The 19,138-nt window shown below is 51.7% G+C and carries 20 protein-coding genes; 3 read left to right on the top strand and 17 right to left on the bottom strand.

Annotated features, from left to right (window positions below; all coding sequences use genetic code 11):
* Positions 1 to 77: 77 nt before the first annotated feature.
* Genes AC53GJ_RS09770 through AC53GJ_RS09760 form a run of 3 tightly spaced genes read left to right on the top strand, consistent with a single transcriptional unit; the run spans position 78 to position 3,962 of the window.
* Complete coding sequence (locus AC53GJ_RS09770; protein ID WP_496732495.1) at positions 78 to 1,403, top strand: diguanylate cyclase domain-containing protein; 1,326 nt, start codon at positions 78 to 80, stop codon at positions 1,401 to 1,403.
* Positions 1,390 to 3,444: a TonB-dependent receptor plug domain-containing protein gene (locus tag AC53GJ_RS09765; RefSeq protein WP_496732494.1), complete on the top strand. Its 2,055-nt coding sequence runs from the start codon at positions 1,390 to 1,392 to the stop codon at positions 3,442 to 3,444. Before AC53GJ_RS09770 ends, AC53GJ_RS09765 begins: the two co-directional genes overlap by 14 nt.
* The gene (locus tag AC53GJ_RS09760; protein ID WP_496732493.1) at positions 3,441 to 3,962 is read left to right on the top strand and encodes a YfiR family protein; all 522 of its coding nucleotides are present in this window, start codon (positions 3,441 to 3,443) and stop codon (positions 3,960 to 3,962) included. Before AC53GJ_RS09765 ends, AC53GJ_RS09760 begins: the two co-directional genes overlap by 4 nt.
* A gap of 48 nt (positions 3,963 to 4,010) precedes the next feature.
* Here AC53GJ_RS09760 and AC53GJ_RS09755 read toward each other — a convergent pair whose 3' ends face one another.
* The 17 genes from AC53GJ_RS09755 to AC53GJ_RS09675 all read right to left on the bottom strand — a co-directional run bounded on the left by AC53GJ_RS09755 (position 4,011) and on the right by AC53GJ_RS09675 (position 19,093).
* Positions 4,011 to 4,190 carry a hypothetical protein gene (locus AC53GJ_RS09755; RefSeq protein ID WP_496732492.1) on the bottom strand — a complete coding sequence of 60 codons (180 nt, stop codon included), beginning with the start codon at positions 4,188 to 4,190 and terminating at the stop codon, positions 4,011 to 4,013.
* A 30-nt stretch (positions 4,191 to 4,220) separates the two neighbouring features.
* Positions 4,221 to 4,397, bottom strand: a complete 177-nt coding sequence (locus AC53GJ_RS09750; protein ID WP_496732491.1) for a hypothetical protein — start codon at positions 4,395 to 4,397, stop codon at positions 4,221 to 4,223.
* Positions 4,398 to 4,475: 78 nt separating this feature from the next.
* Positions 4,476 to 4,619, bottom strand: coding sequence for a hypothetical protein (locus AC53GJ_RS09745; RefSeq protein ID WP_496732490.1), 144 nt, complete (start codon positions 4,617 to 4,619; stop codon positions 4,476 to 4,478).
* A 122-nt stretch (positions 4,620 to 4,741) separates the two neighbouring features.
* On the bottom strand, positions 4,742 to 5,533 hold the full coding sequence (locus AC53GJ_RS09740; RefSeq protein ID WP_496732489.1) for a substrate-binding periplasmic protein: 792 nt from the start codon (positions 5,531 to 5,533) through the stop codon (positions 4,742 to 4,744).
* A 286-nt stretch (positions 5,534 to 5,819) separates the two neighbouring features.
* Complete coding sequence (gene glnS / locus AC53GJ_RS09735; RefSeq protein ID WP_496732488.1) at positions 5,820 to 7,481, bottom strand: glutamine--tRNA ligase; 1,662 nt, start codon at positions 7,479 to 7,481, stop codon at positions 5,820 to 5,822.
* A 207-nt stretch (positions 7,482 to 7,688) separates the two neighbouring features.
* A complete protein-coding gene (locus AC53GJ_RS09730; RefSeq protein ID WP_496732487.1) occupies positions 7,689 to 9,269 on the bottom strand; it encodes a S10 family peptidase in 1,581 nt (526 codons plus the stop codon).
* Positions 9,270 to 9,432: 163 nt separating this feature from the next.
* Positions 9,433 to 10,146, bottom strand: coding sequence for a hypothetical protein (locus AC53GJ_RS09725; RefSeq protein ID WP_496732486.1), 714 nt, complete (start codon positions 10,144 to 10,146; stop codon positions 9,433 to 9,435).
* The gene (locus tag AC53GJ_RS09720) at positions 10,146 to 10,880 is read right to left on the bottom strand and encodes a hypothetical protein (protein ID WP_496732485.1); all 735 of its coding nucleotides are present in this window, start codon (positions 10,878 to 10,880) and stop codon (positions 10,146 to 10,148) included. Before AC53GJ_RS09720 ends, AC53GJ_RS09725 begins: the two co-directional genes overlap by 1 nt.
* Positions 10,870 to 11,259 (bottom strand): cupredoxin domain-containing protein, encoded by a 390-nt coding sequence (locus AC53GJ_RS09715; protein ID WP_496732484.1) that lies wholly within the window; start codon positions 11,257 to 11,259, stop codon positions 10,870 to 10,872. Before AC53GJ_RS09715 ends, AC53GJ_RS09720 begins: the two co-directional genes overlap by 11 nt.
* Before the next feature lie 13 nt (positions 11,260 to 11,272).
* The gene (locus AC53GJ_RS09710; protein ID WP_496732483.1) at positions 11,273 to 12,682 is read right to left on the bottom strand and encodes an ATP-binding protein; all 1,410 of its coding nucleotides are present in this window, start codon (positions 12,680 to 12,682) and stop codon (positions 11,273 to 11,275) included.
* The gene (locus AC53GJ_RS09705) at positions 12,679 to 13,338 is read right to left on the bottom strand and encodes a response regulator (RefSeq protein ID WP_496732482.1); all 660 of its coding nucleotides are present in this window, start codon (positions 13,336 to 13,338) and stop codon (positions 12,679 to 12,681) included. The genes AC53GJ_RS09710 and AC53GJ_RS09705 overlap by 4 nt, the downstream gene beginning before the upstream one ends.
* Before the next feature lie 62 nt (positions 13,339 to 13,400).
* The gene (locus AC53GJ_RS09700; RefSeq protein WP_496732481.1) at positions 13,401 to 14,084 is read right to left on the bottom strand and encodes a tetratricopeptide repeat protein; all 684 of its coding nucleotides are present in this window, start codon (positions 14,082 to 14,084) and stop codon (positions 13,401 to 13,403) included.
* A 73-nt stretch (positions 14,085 to 14,157) separates the two neighbouring features.
* Complete coding sequence (locus AC53GJ_RS09695) at positions 14,158 to 14,955, bottom strand: SDR family oxidoreductase (protein WP_496732480.1); 798 nt, start codon at positions 14,953 to 14,955, stop codon at positions 14,158 to 14,160.
* Positions 14,952 to 15,734 carry an iron-containing redox enzyme family protein gene (locus tag AC53GJ_RS09690; protein ID WP_496732479.1) on the bottom strand — a complete coding sequence of 261 codons (783 nt, stop codon included), beginning with the start codon at positions 15,732 to 15,734 and terminating at the stop codon, positions 14,952 to 14,954. The genes AC53GJ_RS09695 and AC53GJ_RS09690 overlap by 4 nt, the downstream gene beginning before the upstream one ends.
* A gap of 1 nt (position 15,735) precedes the next feature.
* Positions 15,736 to 17,310 (bottom strand): AMP-binding protein, encoded by a 1,575-nt coding sequence (locus AC53GJ_RS09685; RefSeq protein ID WP_496732478.1) that lies wholly within the window; start codon positions 17,308 to 17,310, stop codon positions 15,736 to 15,738.
* Positions 17,303 to 18,073 (bottom strand): thermostable hemolysin, encoded by a 771-nt coding sequence (locus AC53GJ_RS09680; protein WP_496732477.1) that lies wholly within the window; start codon positions 18,071 to 18,073, stop codon positions 17,303 to 17,305. The genes AC53GJ_RS09685 and AC53GJ_RS09680 overlap by 8 nt, the downstream gene beginning before the upstream one ends.
* Positions 18,074 to 18,193: 120 nt before the next feature.
* Positions 18,194 to 19,093: a LysR family transcriptional regulator gene (locus tag AC53GJ_RS09675; RefSeq protein WP_496732476.1), complete on the bottom strand. Its 900-nt coding sequence runs from the start codon at positions 19,091 to 19,093 to the stop codon at positions 18,194 to 18,196.
* Positions 19,094 to 19,138 lie beyond the last annotated feature (45 nt).

Here is a 19,138-nt window from a genome sequence, read left to right as displayed (position 1 = left end):
AGGCTATACTAACGCAATTAGTGCAAAAGTTTAAGTCTGCTGCTGCGTTGGCGCAGGCGTTGTGAACAAGGTAATGCATGGCAGTGACCAAAGCTGATTTCAGGCCCGATACCCCTGCAGACTTGCCAGACTCTTTAGTCAGCCGGTTGACCCGGTTGAATATCCGGGTGCTGGCCATCAGTTTATTGCTGACCTTTTTGCTGATGGCAACGGCACTTTGGTATGGCGCCAGACAACACCAATTGCAAAATGCCCTGGCCAGTGCTGCGGTATTGGCCAATAGCATTGCTTCCAGCCTGGTATTTAGCGATAAAAAATCGGCCGCCCATGAACTGGCTATTTTTGCCAGACGCCCCGAAGTCAGTCAGGTTGTGTTGCTTGATTTACAGCAGCAACCTTTTGCCCTCTGGCCAGCCGACAGCACAGAGCCTAATGTGTGGCCTGACGCCGGGAATGCTGAATACAGTGACACTGACTGGCAATATCTGCAATTGCAACTACCGATTATGTTGCAGCAAGAACAGGTTGGGCTGCTGCGGGTGCAGGAAAGCCTAGGCCGCATCAATCGCACTGTCGGCTGGTTGATTGGTTTACTGGCACTGATGACAGTGCTGACACTGCTGGTGGCAGCCCGTGGTCTCAGAATGGTGCAACAACGGGTACTTGCACCGATAGTGCAGCTGTCAGAACTGGCCGATTATGCGGCCAGACATCAGGATTATAGCCAGCGCGGTGTCATTTATCAGCATGATGAAGTCGGCCGGTTAACTGAGCGGTTAAATGAGCTGTTTAAACGCACCGAAATCTGGCAAGGCGAGCTCACCAGGCAACTGAAACGCGAGCAACAAACCGGCGCTGCCCTGAAGCAACTGGCGCATCACGACAGCTTGACCGGATTACCAAACCGACTGTATTTCCAAAATGAATTACCGATTTTACTGCAACAAAGTCAGCAAAAACAGCAATTACTGGCGCTGATGTTCATTGACCTGGATAATTTCAAAACCGTCAATGATAGCTGGGGCCATGACTATGGCGACGAAGTGTTGTGCATCGTGGCCAACCGGATGCAACAGGTGCTGAGAAACAATGATTTATTATGCCGGTTAGGTGGCGATGAATTCGCCGTGTTATTGCCAGGCATTGCCGATCACGCCGGGGCTGAACAACTGGCTGATCGACTGATTAAAGCAGTCCGACAGCCAATGCTGGTGCAACAACAACTGATGCCGGTCGGCGCGACTGTCGGCATCGCGTTTTATCCCCTGGATGCTTCTGACGCCGCGCAGTTATTGCAAAAATCGGACGAAGCTATGTACGCCGCCAAAAAAGCAGGCAAAAATACCTACCGCACGGCCAGTCTCAGTGAAAAACCGCAGGTGCAGTTCAATGTACATAGCTAAATTTTTGTGGACGCCCCTCAGCCCCCGACTGACATCGCAGGCAAAAAATGCGCGGCCGCACGCCATTGCCCTGCTCTGCTTGTGGCCGCTGACCATCAGCTCAACCCCAACCGCAGCGCAGCAACCCAGCCTGGAAGATTTGCTCAATACCCGACTGACGAAGGTTCCGCGCGACGTTGAAGTCTCGACCGCCAGCCGGGTGGCGTTGACAGCAGCGCAATCACCCAGCACCACTTATGTCGTCAGCAGCCAGGACATTAAATTGTATGGTTTACGGAGTCTCGGCGATATTCTCGCGACGATGCCGGGTTTGTATCTGACTAATGACGGTTATTTCAGCTATATCGGTATCCGTGGCCTCGGCCGCAGTGGGGATTACAATTCCAGATTGTTGTTTTTAATTGATGGCATCCGCGCCAATGAAAATATCAGCGATGCCGGTTTTCTTGGCAGCGACGCACTGATTGATGTGGAGTCGATTGAACGGGTTGAGTTTGCCACCGGACCTGGTTCAGCCCTGTATGGCAATAATGCATTTTTTGGCGTGGTCAACGTCATCACTAAAGGTGCCGACCGGCTACGCGGCGTCACAGCTCTGGTCAGTCTGAGCAGCCAGCAGCAGCAACAAGGCCGTTTTAGCTGGGCACATCGGGCTGATGCGGATTGGGAGGCCTGGTTCAGTGGCAGTATTTCTGACTGGCAGCATATACCACTGCCTTACCCCATCGCCAACGCACTATTGCCATATCGCAGTCAGTTGCAAAATCTGGAGCAAGAAAATTATCACCGGCTGCAGGCAGGACTGAAAATTGCTGGTTGGCAGTTCCAAGGCGCACTGCATCAACGCCAACGTCAGTCACCGCAACCGCTCGGTTCACTGACAAATTTGCTGTTAACACAGAAAAGTGCGGTGTCGGATAATCATTTACTAAGGGCCAGCTACCAGCATGAATTTTCCAGCGATTGGGAGCTGCAAACCACGCTCAGCAGCAGTGCCAATGATTATATCGCCAAGCAACCTTTTATCGGCTTACAACGCAGTTATACCTTACGCGCCGAACAATACACCACAGACATATTACAGCAACAAATCGTTGGGCATTGGCAGCATCTGGATCTGCGTCTGGCCAACCGTAGTTTCGACAATCATTTGCTGCTGTCCGGCATTGAATATCAAAAAGACAGTAGCCAACGGATTGAAAATGGCCTGCTGGGGCAAACTGCACTACAACAGTTTTATAGCAACAACGAGCGCAAAGGTATTTATCTGCAGGATTTGTGGCAACTGAATGCGGCCCATAGCCTGATCCTCGGCGCACGTTATGATAAATCCAGGATTGCGGCCGAGGAAATGCACCCCAGACTTGGCTGGATCTGGCAACAAAATGACAATAGCACCCTGAAACTGATGTACGGCAGTGCTTTTCGCGCCGCCAATCTGCACGAATTTAGCAGCAATGCGCCACAAGGGATACCGACCCCAACACCTGAGCAGATCCGCACCACTGAGCTGAGTTACGAGCAATTTGTCACACCGCAGCTTAATTACCGCATGACGTTATTTCGCTCAGACATCCGGCATATTATTCAGGTTGAATTTGCTAATGGTTATTTTGTCAATGGCGCGCCTATACTCAGTCGCGGTCTTGAGCTGGCAGTGGAACAAAGGTTTGACCAGGGCCAGCAACTAAAAGCCAACTGGTCCTGGCAACAAAGCAAGTCAAGTGCAGTTCAGCGGCCAGAAAATTCGCCAACGCATTTGTTTAATTTGCAATATAACCAGCCCCTGACCGCAAAACTGCAGTTTGCCTTGCAATTGCAGGCCATCAGTCACCGCCAGATGCCAGAACTTGTGTTGCCGGGTTATGTCTTGGCGCATAGCCATCTGCTGTGGCAGAGTTCGGTGCAAACGGAGCTGGCCTTGGCGTTTTATAATCTGACGGGCACTGAGTATTATGATCAACCGACTGTGTACGCGCCGCCGGTCAGACAACTTGGCCGATCGTTGCGGCTGAGCTTGCAATGGCGGTTTGAACCATGAAGTCTGTTGCGCTTTGGTTACTGTCTGGCGGGTTGTGGCTCCATGGATTACTCCCCGTTGCCCTGGCCAGCGAAGATGCCGAAGTCAACCTCAAAGCGATGTTTATTGCCCGCTTTGCCCAGTTCACGCAATGGCCACCACCACCTCAAACTGTTTTTCATTATTGTGTGGCGCTGGATCACAGCATGTTTAAAGCAATCAATTCCTTACAAGTTCGCAGCCCAGCCGGTGAACCGGTGAAATTAACATTGATCCGACGTCCGGCCGAAGCCAAGCCGTGCCAACTGCTGGTGATGACGATGTCCGATCGGCAGCAACTGCAACACTGGGCCAGCGGTCTTGCCAGCATGCCGATGTTGATTGTGGCGGACAATGCCGAAGCCTTTCGCACTGTCGCCACCATTAGTCTGGTCAGTGAACCTGATGGCATGACCTTTCGGATTAATCAGACTGCAGCCCGTGAACGCGGGCTTGAACTTAGTTCACAATTATTAAAACTGGCGCGGGAAGTGCGCTGAGCAGTTTGAACTGTACACTGAGCACATTTCGCTATGTGTTAAACACCATCACAGCCACTGCTCCAACACCGCTTGCTGCCACAGCTCCTGCACCACTGGCCACATCGACAACAATAATAACAACGCCATCAGCAGATTAAACAAGCACTGCCAGATAGCTTTGGTCAGAACACGGCGTAAACCGGCGCCGAACACCAGCCAGCAACCAACACAAGGCAGACTGAACAACAAAAACGCCAGTGTGATTTGGCTGACTTCCTACCACAGTACACCACCGACTTTGGTAAAAGCGGCCACAGCACCGGTGGCCATGACCCAGGCTTTGGCATCCATCCACTGAAATAATAGCGCCTGCCAGAAGCTGAGCGGCGGTTTGTGCTGACGGTCCAGCGTGCTGACCGGGCTGCTGGCTATTCGCCAGGCCGGCCAGCACAAATACAGCAGCCCTACGAGTTTAATCAGCGTGTGTAGTCAGAGCAAAGCGCTGAATACCACGCCAAAACCAACGCCAATTCATAACACCATCAAAGGAAAACCAAGACAGATGCCCGCCAGATGCGGCAAGCTGGCCTTGACGCCATAGTTCAATCCGAAGGACATCATCATCAGATTATTCGGACCTGGGGTAATTGAACTGGAAAAGGCAGAAAACAACACGGCAAAAAACCGTCCACACTGACTGCAATCTTTGTCCCACTGCGACCACAAACTAACGCAGGGAGTGGCTGCTGTAAAGTGACAAGCGTGGCGTGCTGCCACTGACTGACGACCGACTGAACTCAGGGTTGAACCGCCCGCAACGAATACCAAAGTTCTGCCTGCTGCAGGGGTGTCTGTGGTGGTAAATAACGGTTTGGTAAGGTCAATAACTGCCGTTCTGGCAACTGCATCTTCGCCAGATGCAGGGCAAAAAACTTGTCAAATAAACGCTGGAAACTACCATCCTTTAACGCCAATTGCAGGCCTCGTTCGATGCTGGCAGCCAGCTCTGGCTGTTGTGGGTCGACAAAAAAATACACTGCACTTGGATAATGGATCAGCCAATTTGGTTCGATCACCAAGCCTTGGGCCTGCCAGTAGGCGGCTTCAGCTTCGATTTCCAGCACACTTCTGGGGATCGCATCCACCCGGCCTTTTAATAACATCTGAAATAAATTGTCATAATGTGACACCGCCAGCACTGAAAATTTACTGTCTTGCAGGATTTGGGTATCAACCCAGTCATGCACCTGGGCATATTTCAGTTGGCGTAGTTGACTGATATTCTGCAGGGCGGAAATCTCGGGTTGGCGATCAGCGCGTACCAATAACAACCGATAGCTGCCCAAGCCACGATAAATCGGGATCCGAACTGGTAAAAATGCCTTTTCCCGTTCCAGCGTCGTCATCGTCCAGACCACATCGATACCTTGGCCTTTTTTCAACAATTGTAGGGCCCGGCTTTTTGATAAGGGTGCAGCTGAGGGCACCAGTCTGACTTCGACCCTGGCTTTATGCAGCGCTAAACCCAGCAGCGCAATCGGATATTCAGAGCGGGCATCGTGTGAGTTGGCAATCGCCGGATAATGCACCAGCTTCGGTGCTGCGCACAGTGCAAAACTGCAACAGCACAATATCCACGCTAATATCTTGCTCCCTGCCATCCCCAGCCACGTGTTGTTGGTTATTCCCTGTTCGCCAGTGTAGCCGAAAACCCTCCGGCTGCACCAATCACTCTGTCTTTTCTACTGGCCTTCTTACCGAAAATACTGACAACTGCCAGTCGCGGCAGCCGTGCTGCAGGCAGAAAAAAGCCGGCCTTGCCACAACAGTGGCAGGACCGGCTGATAAAATACCCTCTGCGGTTAAAGCACTGGCTTAATCTTCGAAAAAGGTATCCCGCAGTGCTACAGTGCGGTTAAACACCAGCTTTTGCGCACTGAAATCTTTGTTGTCGGCGCAATAATAACCTTCGCGTTCAAACTGATAGGCTTGTTCAGCTTTAGCTTGCGCTAAGCTCGGTTCGACAAAACCATGTTTGACAGTTAAAGATTGCGGGTTGATCACCTGGATAAAATCATCTTCCGCTGCCGGATTTGGCACGGTAAATAATTTGTCATAGACGCGGAATTCGGCCGCTTTGGCCTGGCTGGCTTCGACCCAGTGGATCACACCACGCACTTTACGACCATCGGCCGGATTGACGCCTAAAGTCGCCGGATCATAGCTACAGATCAGCTCAATAATGTTACCGTCGGCATCTTTGATCACTTCATCTGCCCGCACCACATAAGCACCACGCAACCGCACTTCACCACCTGTCACCATGCGCTTATATTTTTTGTTGGCTTCTTCGCGAAAATCAGCGCGGTCGATATAAATCACCTGACCAAAAGGCACCTGACGACTGCCCATACTTTCTTCTTTCGGATGATTATGCACTTCCAGCCATTCCACCTGCCCGGCGGGATAGTTGCTTAAGGTAATTTTCAACGGATCAATCACCGCCATGGCACGTGGCGCATGCGCATCCAGATCTTCGCGGATACAGGCATCCAGCGCACTGGCTTCAATCATATTATCTTGTTTGGTGATGCCAATGCGTTTGGCAAATTCACGCAAAGACGCCGGGGTGTAACCACGACGGCGTAAGCCGGCAATAGTTGGCATCCGCGGATCATCCCAACCTGACACATGGCCACCTTCGACCAGGGTGTGCAGCTTACGCTTACTCATCACCTGATATTCCAGATTTAATCTGGAAAACTCAATTTGCTGTGGATGGCAGGCAATGCTGATGTTATCTAAAATCCAGTCATATAACCGGCGGTTATCCTGGAATTCCAGCGTACAAAGCGAATGGGTAATGCCTTCGAGCGCATCAGAGATACAATGGGTAAAATCGTACATCGGATAGATGCACCATTTATCACCGGTCTGGTGGTGATGGGCAAATTTCACCCGGTAAATCACCGGATCGCGCATACAGATAAAAGGCGACGCCATATCAATTTTCGCGCGTAATGAACACTCGCCTTCGGCAAAACCACCAGCACGCATTTTTTCAAATAATGCCAGGTTTTCGGCCGGGCTGGTGTCACGAAATGGACTGGCTTTGCCAGGCTGGGTCAAATTGCCACGGTATTCGCGCATTTCTTCGGCATTGAGGAAACAAACGTAAGCCAGTCCTTTGTTGATCAGTTCAACGGCATAACCATACAGCGCATCAAAATAATCAGAAGAATAACGCACGGCGCCATCCCACTGGAACCCCAGCCAGTTGACGTCTTGTTGGATGGAGTTCACAAAGTCGATGTTTTCTTTTTCCGGGTTGGTATCGTCAAACCGCAGATTACATTGGCCTTGATAGTCTTGGGCAATGCCAAAGTTCAGACAAATGGATTTGGCATGGCCAATGTGCAGATAACCATTTGGCTCAGGTGGAAAACGAGTTTGTACTGCACTGTGTTTACCGGAAGCTAAGTCGGCATCAATGATTTGCCGAATAAAATTGGTTGGGCGTGTTTCGATATCCGCCATAAAATCAGATCCTTATCTAAGAAGACATACGCATATTGTCACAACAATGAACGGCATTATAACAGCAACACCAGCGCTGACCAGTGCCCTGTGTGGCTTTCATCCTTTGGCTGAGTCGGATGCAGGCAATGGCTGGCACAGCGCCAGCCAAGCTCGCGATAGAAAACAGCGCCACCGGCCTGTGGCAGCTCAGTTGCGCTGTGAAGGTTAGTACTTCGCGGGCTGGTCCGCCTTCGGCAAGGTCGACAGAATAAACTGGCGCAAATCTTCGTTTGATTGTTTTAAATCTTCATAACGCAGGTACATCATATGGCCACTACGGTAACCTTTAAAACTCATCCGATCCTGCATTTTACCGCTGGGATCTAACTGCCATAAATTATATTTAGCATCAAAGTAATTGGTGGCACCATCATAATAACCCGATTGCACCATCACATGCAGATAGGGGTTTTGTGCCATTGCCTGTCGCAGGTTTTCACCGGTTTGATCCCCATCCCGATTCCACGGATGCACCGGACCAAACATGTTGTATTTGATGTCGGTTTTGTAATTGAGCTCAGTGCGCAGATAATGATTAATCGCTGGCGTAAAAGAATGCAGCCAGGAGGTAAGTTCCGCATTATAATCCGGGCCATCGCCTGCTGTTTTGCGGTCGATGCCAAGGTAACGCGAATCCAGCCGCCCGACGGTTTGTCCACGCTCGCGTAACAACTCTTTCCAGAAAAAGTCATTCGGAATATCCAGATTCTGGCTCTCTACCGCAGCGACAGATAAACCAGAAAACTTGGCCACTTGCGCCGCCATTTGCTGACGTTCAGTGCCTGTTAACATCGCGCCTTTTGCCAACGCAGGCAGATACTGGTTTAACGCAAAAGCTTCGGCCTGATCCAGCGCCTGCAGTAAATCCAGTTGTTGTAATTCCGGCACTAACTTACGGTGAAACCAGGCTGTGGCGGTAAAATAGGGCAAACGGTTGGCCGCATCGACCGGACCATCGCGTTTAATCCCCAAATCTGTCGGCGACACCAGCACCACGCCATTGAGGTACATCCACTGCTCATTTTGCAGCGCCAGCGCCAGGCCTGAGACCCGTGTCGTACCATAGCTTTCACCTATCAGATACTTTGGAGACTGCCAGCGTTCATTGCGGCTGACAAAGGTATTGATCCATTCTGCCAGATAAGTGACATCTTCATTGACGCCAAAAAACATCTTAGCCTGCGCTTCCTGGCTCATCATTTTGCCATCTTTATCCGGCAGCACCCGCGAATACGCGGTATTGACCGGATTGACAAACACAATGTCAGCCGTATCCAGCACTGAAAACGGGTTTTGTTTGGTGCCATAAGGCTGTAACGGGTACCCTTCGCTATCGACATTCAGCGCTTTTGGCCCGGTATAGGCAATTTGCATCCAGACCGAAGCAGAACCCGGGCCACCATTAAAAGAAATCAACAGCGGTCTTTTGCTTTTGTCTTTGATATCCGTGCGTTGGTAATAGGTATAAAACACCGCCGCTACTGGTTTGCCTTCTTTATCCCACACGGGCATGGTGCCGGTGCTGGCGCTGTATGGAAAAGACACGCCATTGGCGGTAGTTTTATGTAAAGTGATCACCGCGTTATCGGCTTCAATTTGCCGTTCCGTCGCCTGCAGCTGTGGGCTAAACAGCGCAGCGCCAAGCAAGGTTGCGCTGAACAGGGAGCTGCCGACAAAGGCGGCACAAAGCAGGGATTTAGCAAAGAGCCCACAGTTGGCACTTCGCAAAGCTGTTGTTATAGTCATATCCGGCTTAGGTTCCAAAATTCTGAATTATCGAGGGTATTAGCAATCTAAAGAACTTCAATCCTGCTGACAAAACAGTTGAGACCAGCAGCAGGATTATTGAGTCATGGCGGGAACCACAGCCGCCGGCAAACGAGATCGCCAGCAGCAGGTTTGGCAAGGATTAAAACTCATATTCAATAGCAAAACGCAGGGTATTATTGACAGTGGCATCATCAATCGCAAATACCACGCCAAACTCCCATTTCAGTTGTTCCAGTCCACTGAATTTATGGACGCCCAGCAGGGTCGGTCCGGCGCCTTTATAATTCTCGCCGGCATAAAACTCGACCGCAGGCTGCACTTGCGGTAACCAGCGGTAACGATATTGCAGCCGGAATTCGGCTTCAAACTCGGACTCCAGCGTCTGGCCCCATTCATACACGGCCAACGCATTGAGGGTCAGGCTGGTGGGTCCGAACTCCTTTTCCACCAGTAAACCAGTGGTAAATTCATAATTATCCTGATTATTTTGTCGTTCTAATTCAAATAACAAACCCCAGTCGGCATTGTATTCCCCCTGCTCTGTCAACATCCAGCGCAGCTCGAGCTCAAAGCCTGTTAGCTTATAATCTTCCGGACTCACCCGCTCGGCAATCAGATAAGTCTCAAGTGCCAGTCGCTCGGCAATAGAAAAGCCATAACCAATCTTCTGCCCCATCGCATTATTATCCGGATGCTCAGCCTGTTTCTGATAAACAAACCGGTATTCAAATTCGCGTTCCAGCGGCTGCACGTAAGGATGGTACACTTTGTCGACAACCCGGCCATCAGCCTGCGCTGACGTACCAGCCAGCATTAGCATAACCAAGCCGCAGAACAGAATTTTATCTTGCATTATTGCACCTCCAGACGCCGGCCTTGCCAGATCATCAATAACAACCCCAGACCAAAGGCCACACATTGCGCTAGGGCCGGTGACGCTTCATACCCCAGCAAGGCATTAAAAAAATAGCCATATTCCGATTGTTCTGACAGCCACTGCTGACTGTTCCACAGCACGGGGCCAGCCGGGAGCCAATCACTCTGCAGCGCCAGGGCGGCTGCCATGGTCAATTGCCTTGTTGCCAGTAAAGCCAGCACCAGGGTTAACACACCACGCCAGCGCGTCAGCTCTCTGAGCAAATAATGCCACAACACCGCCACACTCAAACCAATCCCCAGCCCCAGAATCACGCCAAGCCACAAACCCGGCTGCTGGAACCATTGCCGTTCATACACAAATAAAAACAGTACCAGATTACTGCCATTCACCCACAATAAAGCCGCGACAGCAGCCCCGCTTAACATGGCAGCGGCTTGCCGCTGGCGTTGGCAAATCACCGCAGCCAACAACAAGACAAAACACAGCACATAACAACAGAGATAAAAAAACTCCAGCCCCAGCCCATCCAGGGCACCGGATAACCAAGCGTATTGTCCACTGAGTAACACCAGTCCCAGCACTGCCAATGGCACTAAGGCCGCGAACAGAGGCCGTAAATTTGCACGCTGCCACACCAGCACAGTGCTCAGTAACAACAGCGCCGGCAACAGCTCGCGCAAAAACATGATGACGGTATTAATCAGCATCCGTCTGCTCCAGTTGTAACCATTGCGCTAACGGTACTACCACAATCTGACCACGCGCACTGTCCGGATGATATTCACCGACAAAGGCATGCTCACCAGGCTCTAGTGGACCCACAAAGACCACACCTTTGCTGTGGCCCAAAATCACTTTTTCCCGGTTCAGGCTGAAGCTTTCAAATTCTTCCGGTGTGCCATCCTGGTTGAAAATCACCAATTTGATTTTTTCACCGGCCGGCAGATATATCGTCGCCGGACTGAATAAGTGATCTTTGATCTGCAACTCCAGCACCCGAACCTCGGCAGCCAGCTTGTCACTGGATCCCAGCAACAGCACCAGAAACCAGCCAGGCCATCTGCTTCTATCTTTTGCTTTCACCATCCTGATCCTGCTATCAAAGTTGTACCGTCACTTTTAAACCACTGGCAAAACGCGATCTGGCCAATTGCAGACTGCCCTGATGCAAGATCACAATATCCCGCACTATCGCCAGCCCCAACCCACTGCCAGGTTCACCGGACTGATGCCGGTCACCACCGATACGGTAAAAACGATCAAAGACCCGCTCATATTCAGTAGCTGCGATACCAGGGCCGGAATCTTCCAGCACCAATTGCACCTGCTGTCCTAGCTGAGCAGTTACATTGCTGCCCAGGGTTGGCAGCGTGGTGATGTCTAAAATAAATTGCCCCTGAGTTGGCGTATATTTAATCGCATTGCCAAGCAGATTGACCAGCAACACCCGTAGTGCAAATGCATCAGCTCTGAGCCAGCATTGCTCATCGCCGGTCAATTCAATTTGTTGCGCTTTCTGCTGAATTTTGGGATACAGCTGTGCAATCACCTCACGACATAAAGCAGTCAGATCCAGCTGTTGTAACTTGGCCTGAAAATGGGCCGGATTGGTCCGGTTCAGCAACATAATTTGTTCAATCAACTGGCTCATCCGCTCCACCCCTTGCTGTAAGGCGGGCATCACTCCAGCGGGATCCGCCACTCCGGCCTGTTGCCACTGCAGGCTGGCATTATGCAAATTGACCTGCAGTACACTGAGCGGCGTACGCAGCTCATGGGCCACGTCGGAGGCAAAACGTTTTTCCCGCACAAAAGCATCATTTAACCGCGCCAGCAATTGATTGGTCGATGCCAACACTTGCGACAGCTCTGCCGGTACCTGCGGCAAGCTAACCGGCGTTAAATCATCGGCTTTTTTTGACGCCAATTGCTGGGCGAATCTGCGTAGCGGTGACAAGCCTTTGCTGACCACCAGCCAGATAAACAGCGCTTGCAGCGGCAAACTCAGCACCACCGGATAAATTGATGCCAACACCACTTCGTCGGTCAGTTGTTGCCGTTGTTGCAGCGGTTGAGCCACCACAATTTGGATGCCGGCGGTCTCTGGCTGGCGATAGGTCCGCCAGCGCTGACCGGAAAAGTTTTGTTCACTAAAGCCCTCAGGCGCGCTAATCCGGCTGGCCGGTGCATTGGCGGAACGAAAAACCAGTTGCTGGCCCTGCCAGATTTGGACCGCATGTTGCGAGACATTCAGCGCTGCCGGAACTTTGGCCACATCGTTCGCCGGCAGATCCGGCAACACTGGTAACTGCAGGTCAGTGGCGCGCAAGGACTGAGACCACTGCTGATAAGGCAACATCAGACTGGCCGCCAATACGGTCAAATCGGCATCCAGTAACTGATCGGCACGGCTGACACTCTGGCGATAACTTTGTAGCGCCGCCAGAAAACTGCACAGCGTCAGCACTGCGATCAATAACGTGAGCAGGTAACGTCGAATCGACGTCATTGCGCACTCACACTGTAACCGACGCCACGTACGGTTTTAATAAAATCTTTTGGCAGCTTTTTGCGTAAATTGGAGATATGCACTTCGAGCGCATTACTGGCAACCTCTTCGCCCCAGGCATACAGGCTGGCTTCAATTTGTTCGCGGGTTTTGATGCGGCCAGCTGATTCCATCAGCACTTTGAGCAGCATATATTCACGTCTGGCTAAGGCTAAGGGTTCGGCATCCAGCAACACCTGATGCGCGCTGCTGTCGAGCGTGACGTTTTGGATCACAATCAAGTGTGAGCTGGCAGTGCCAAGCCGCCGCTCAATCACGCGCAAGCGCGCAAACAATTCCGGCAAGGCAAAAGGTTTCACCAGATAATCATCTGCCCCCAGATCCAGACCACGGATCCTGTCATCCACCCCATCCCGTGCGGTTAACAGCAGCACCGGCAGTTGCGGAAACTTCTGCCGGGTGACTTTCAGCACCTCCAGACCATCCATATCAGGCAGCCCCAGATCCAACACCACAGCATCACAATCCTGACTGCGAATGGATGCCAGCGCCTGCTGCCCAAGCGAAACCTGGTTCACGGCAAAACCTTGCTGACTGAGAGCCAATTGCAAGCCCCTGGCTAAATCCAAATCATCTTCAACCAATAAAATCCGCATTTTGTGCCCATGTGTTCAAGCACCCATTCGCCAACCGGTCTGGCGAGCTGGCTGCTGTGTTGTTATTTTTTCGCCAGCTTTTTGCTGACTTTGGCCATTAAGCTGGCTATTTCCTGCTGCCGGCCTTGATCGGCACTTTCCCGTCCTGGCCGCGCCGGTGCTTTTGTTGCCTGTTCAAGATAGCGCATTGCTGCGGCATAGTCGCGTTTACCTGCTAAAAATTCTGCATAAAAGTAATTTGGATCAATGCCTTGAGGGTTTATTTCCAGGGCTTTTTGCAATAGCTCAGCCGCTTTTTTATCGCTGCCAAAGCCGATAGGCCAGCCTGGTACTTTGGCATATAACACACCAAGACTGGTATAAGCCGAGCCTTGTAAGGCTTGTGCATCCAGTGTTAACGCTTTTTCCAAATCGGCTTTAGACGCTTCAGCCACCGACAAGGCACCAATACCGCCTTTGGCACCGGCATAGCTGGACTGAATAATGCCGCGCCAAATATAAGCTTCAGCCGCTGTTGGATTGGCCCCCACCACAGTATCAGCTTGCTGCAGCAGTTGGCTATAAGCCTGCTCACGGGCATCTTCGTCCAACTGATAGTTAATTTCAGCCCAGCGTTGCTGCAACGGCGCGATATCGGTTAACACATCAGCCCACACCGCCTGGCACCAGCCAGCACTCAGCAACATTGCTGCCAACATAGTCCGATTAAAGGCTGTTACCACTTTGATTTTACTTAAGTTCATCATGTTCTCCAGAAGCAGGCCTGGCCTGCTGTTTGTCAGGATGCCAACCCGGATTTTCCGAGGTTAGCTTATTCATTCAGGGTTGTTGACTGGCAAATTTAGTAATAATCGCCAGCTTGCCACGCAATGCTTGGTCGACGATGGCCGGAAACAAAGCATTGAGCCGGACAAATAATTGCTCCGGCCAGCCGAGAAAACGCCGGCTCTGGCTGCTTTTAAGCTGTGCCAATAACTGCGCAGCGACAAAATCCGGACTGTCCATCCGAGTACCAAGCTGTTGATTCATTTCGACCACTGCGGCACTGTTGATGCTGGTATCCGTGGCTCTGGGGGCAAAATACAGCACCCGAACCTTACTGGCAGCCAGTTCTCGTTTTAACGCTTCGGTAAAACCCCTTAAGCCGAATTTACTGGCGCAATAACCGCTAAACCCCGGGTAGCCAATGCTGCCAAACGCCGAACCGACATTGACAATGACAGCTTCAGGTCTTTGTTGCAGTTGCGGCAGTAGCATCTGACATAACTGCATAGGTACCAACAGATTCAGCTCGATCTGATGCGGATAATCCTGCTGTGCTGTCAGTGCAAACTGACTTACACCGGCATTGTTGATCACGCCATCCAGCGGCCCCTGCCCGGGCGTCAACTGCTGACAAAATTCGACCAAGCGCTGTAAATCCTCCGGTTTGGCTAAATCAGCAGTACACAGCAAATGCGAGCCGGTCAGTTGTTGCCGTAACCGTTGCAGCTGGGCCATATCCCGGCCGACCAGAATTAATGTTGCGCCCGCCGCCGCCAGGCTATGCGCTATAGCCCGACCAATACCGCCAGTGGCACCGGTTAACAACAAGGTTTTTCCGGCGATGTTCATCATTCGACCTCCTCTGTTACTGGCTCAGTAGCAGACTGCAACTCAGGCTCAGCCAAGCGGCTTAAGCCATGGGCGGCGTCCAGACTACGGAAAATATCACCGTATAAAAGGTAAAACCGCTTTGCCGCATGGATAATCAGTTGCTGTTCGGCTGGATCGGTGATTTGCGCCATCAGACTCTGAAAAAATTTAATATGGTCCTGATCTAAAGCGCCATGCGAGGATAAATAGCTAAACGCTTTTTTTGGCAATTGCAGCTTATTGCCAATGGTGCCGGCGGCCAAATCAGCCAGCGCAATAGAGGTGCCTTCCAGCACTAACACCATCCCAAAGAAGCCCAACGGATTGATCCGGCGCACCATATCATAGGCATAAGCCACCATCATTTCGGTGGCAAACGCCGGCTGACTGGTACGGGCCTGTTGTTTGTTGTAACCACAACGGGCGATATCATTTAAGATCCATTCCTGATGCCCCAGTTCCTCTTCAATATATTCCGCCACCGCTTCGCGCAGCCATTCTTTTGACTCCGGTAATAAAGCGCCGACCGACATCAGTAACGGCACTGTGTGTTTAACATGGTGATAAGCCTGCTGCAAAAATGCTACATAGTCATCAATGCTGATGTCGCCATGAAAACACCGGTGAATAATAGGGGCAGCTAATAAATAATCACGCTCTTGCACAGTGGCGGCAATCAGTTGCTGATGAAAATCAACCGCAGGTGTCCCGGTATTGTGGTCATGCGCTGGCACTGTTGAAGTGGTGAATAATGAAGTCATGTTATACTCCTGCAAACTGCTGGCTGTGCCCGACGGCACTGATGGAACCCTGAGTTGACCCAACTGCCGGATACATAGCCGCAAGCTCAGCGGCATATTGGTTGGCAATTACATCGCGTTTTGGTCTTTGATTGGTGGTTAAACAGCCATTGGCCGCGGTCAGTGGCTGTGTTAACCGATGAAATTGTTGCAACCTGGCGTAATCCGGCAAGCTGCGGTTGACGGCTGCGACCCATTGTTCAATCTGTTGGTCGCTGATGTTGCGATCCTGACAGTACAACAATGCCACGCAATAAGGTTGAGCATCGCCAAACACCACCGCTTGTTGTAATAACGCATTTTTGAGTAACTCAGCTTCCACCCATTCCGGATGAATGTTGCGGCCAAAACTGGAAATCAGCAGGTTTTTCTTCCGGCCCAAAATCCGTAACTCACCCTTGGCATCCAGTTCAGCCAGGTCGCCGGTAGCGACCCAATCAGCAGGCGCTGCACTGGCTTGTTCGGCCGCACCGAGATAACCCAGAAACGGTGTTTTCACCCATAATTCACCTGCAGTGATCCGGACCTGCAGATGAGGTAACGGCTGCCCGACGCTTTGCAGCGCTTCCAGTGTATCGGCACTGGCGGCATGCTGAGTCGATAAAGCCACCACTGAACCACATTCACTCTGGCCATAACCCTGAAACACCGGCAAACCAACTGCGGCAGCCTGGTGTAATAACTCGGGCGCTACTTTGGCACCACCCACCGCAATAAAGCGCAAACTATCAGGGGCTTGCCAACCACGCTGACTGGCCAGCACCAACAGTTGCAATAATTCCGGCACCAGGATCAGGCTGTCTGGCCTAGTGCTACTGATCAACTGCAATAACAGAGCCGGTTCTGCCAGAGCACTGCCAGCAAAACCGCGGTTGGCCTCGTCGGTCAACAAAACTTCACCACCCGCCAGCAAAGGCGCATAGATACCGGCAATGTTTTCCAGCAAGGTACTGAGCGGCAACACCGCTAAATGCCGCGGTTGTGCTAAGGCGATACGCCCGACCAGACTTTGCGCGACTTGCCATTGACTGGCCGCAGACAAACACACACCTTTGGGCGTGCCGGTGGAGCCGGAAGTAAAGGTGATTTTCTGACAGCCCGCAGGCAGCACCACCTGAGTGCTTCGGACCACAGACTGATAGAGCCAGAATTGACGGAATTGGCCGGCCGGCTGAAACTGCCCAGCCGTTAACTGCAATGAACTACCTACTGTCGGATTGAACTCGCTACTGCCAATGATCAGATCCGGCTGCAACAACGCCAGTACATGGTCAAATTGTGCCTGACTGATAAAAGTCGGCAGCGGCACCAGCACCAGATCGGCGTCAATACAAGCCAAATCCAGCAAAGCCCACTCCAGGTTCCCCGGGCTTAATAACACAATTCTTTTACTACCGAGCGCGGCCAACTGTTGTTGCCAGGCGGACACTAACTGGCGGATTTTTACCAGATCCATACTTTGCCCACTGCAGGCATCCGTCAGTCTGGCACTTTGCGGCAATTGGTCTAACAATGTAGCTGGGTGTGCTTCAGACATGGGCCGCCTCCAGACTTAAAGCAGTGACGGTTGCATGCAGGGCTGGCCAATATTGATGCGGTAACGCTGCTAATCTGGCATCAGCGGCGATCAATTGCATCGCTTGGGCTAAATCCAGCCGGCAAACTTGTGGATGCGTCTGATAATAGCTACCCCAACTGGCGGCTGCATCGCCGAGCCTGGCAGGATCTCCAGCCGCCAGTTGAGTTAATTCCAGCCCATGACGGCTCAGTAATTGTTGTACCTGGGTGGTCGCACAACACACCAGTTGCCGGTAGCCCAACTGATGTAAGGCATATGCCAGCACCACAAACAACAACAAGGTAAACTGACGATTGGCGGCATACAAGTTACCGATTTCCACCACGTCACTGCGCTGGCAATTCAGCCCAACCTGCGCCAAGACCGTACAAATATCGGCATCCAGATATTGTTCGACAAATAACACCGAGTTTTGACCACCGCGAATACCCAGTGCAGCCTGCCACTCTCCACGCGCCGACACTGCCAATAAATCCGGCATAAAATGCTTGATCTGTGCGCCATACGCCTGGGCAAAACCGGCAGCAATCAATTGTTCCACACCGCTGCGGCGCGGATCTTCGCTGCTTAAAATGGATAATTGCACCGCTGCATCTTGTTGTGGCTGGCGCTGCGCAAATAAACTGACCGGCGCCTGAGCCGATGAGGAGATCCCCATGGCAACTGACGGTACTGCGCTGGTTGCTGGTGTGACTGTCTGTCTTGATACTGCCGCCATCATCTTCTCCTGCTTTGAAGCTTGATGATGATTCTGGCGCTGAGATCTTAAAGTAACCTTAAGAAAAACTAATTCTGCAAAAATTTAGCCGCGCCGTCATCCTGCGGCTGTGTTGACCGGTACTTACCCGGCCATGTTCTCCACCAGATAATCCACCAACACCCGTACCCTGGCCGGCATATGCTCACCCCCAATAAATACCGCATGAATTTGTTCCCGATCTTGTGGGTTATAATCCTCCAGCAACGGCACCAGCTGCCCACTGGCCAGCAAATGTTGCACATGAAAACAACCCACCCTGGTAATACCGATGCCCTGTAAAGCCAATTCCACCAGTGTATCGCCATTATTGGCAATCACATTACCGCCGACCGCCAGCATTTGTACTCCATCGGCCAGCAGAAAGGGCCAGCCAGGTTCTAAACGCCGGAAGCTAAAATCCAGGCAATTATGCTGCGCCAGCTCAGCCGGCGTTTGCGGCGCGCCGCTGCGCGCCAGATAACTGGGAGATGCGACCACCACCCGCCCAGTTTCGCCTAACCGGCGGGCATGTAAACCACTGTCTGGCAGTTGACCAAACCTAATCGCCACATCCACTTCTCCTGCCAGCACATCGCTGAGCTGGTCCGATATATCCATTTCCAGATTGATTTGGGGGAAGCGGCGGAAAAATTCCGCCAGTAACGGCACTATCACCAATCGACTATGGGCGTTGGCGATACTGATTTTGACGGTGCCACTGGGCCTGCCCCGGCTGGCAATACTAATTTCAGTATCGGCGACATCTTTTAAGATCCGCCTTGCCGCCAGCGCATAAGTCTCGCCTTCACTGGTTAAACGTAAACTACGGGTACTGCGGACCAGCAACCGCACCGCCAGCCTTTGTTCCAGTTTGGTCATAATACGGCTGACCGCAGATGGGGTCAGTTCCAGCTGACGAGCGGCAGCACTGAGACTACCGCTGCAAGCGACAGCTAAAAAAGTTTCCATTTCAGCGGTTTTGTCCGTCTTTCCAACGCTCATTTGTGACTCCCAAGCAAAACTGAATGTACTATACCCGACTTTTTC

Source organism: Rheinheimera sp. B2H12 (assembly GCF_059620065.1).
Note: the sequence above shows the minus strand (reverse complement) of the source record. Positions and strands in the feature narration are given on the sequence as shown.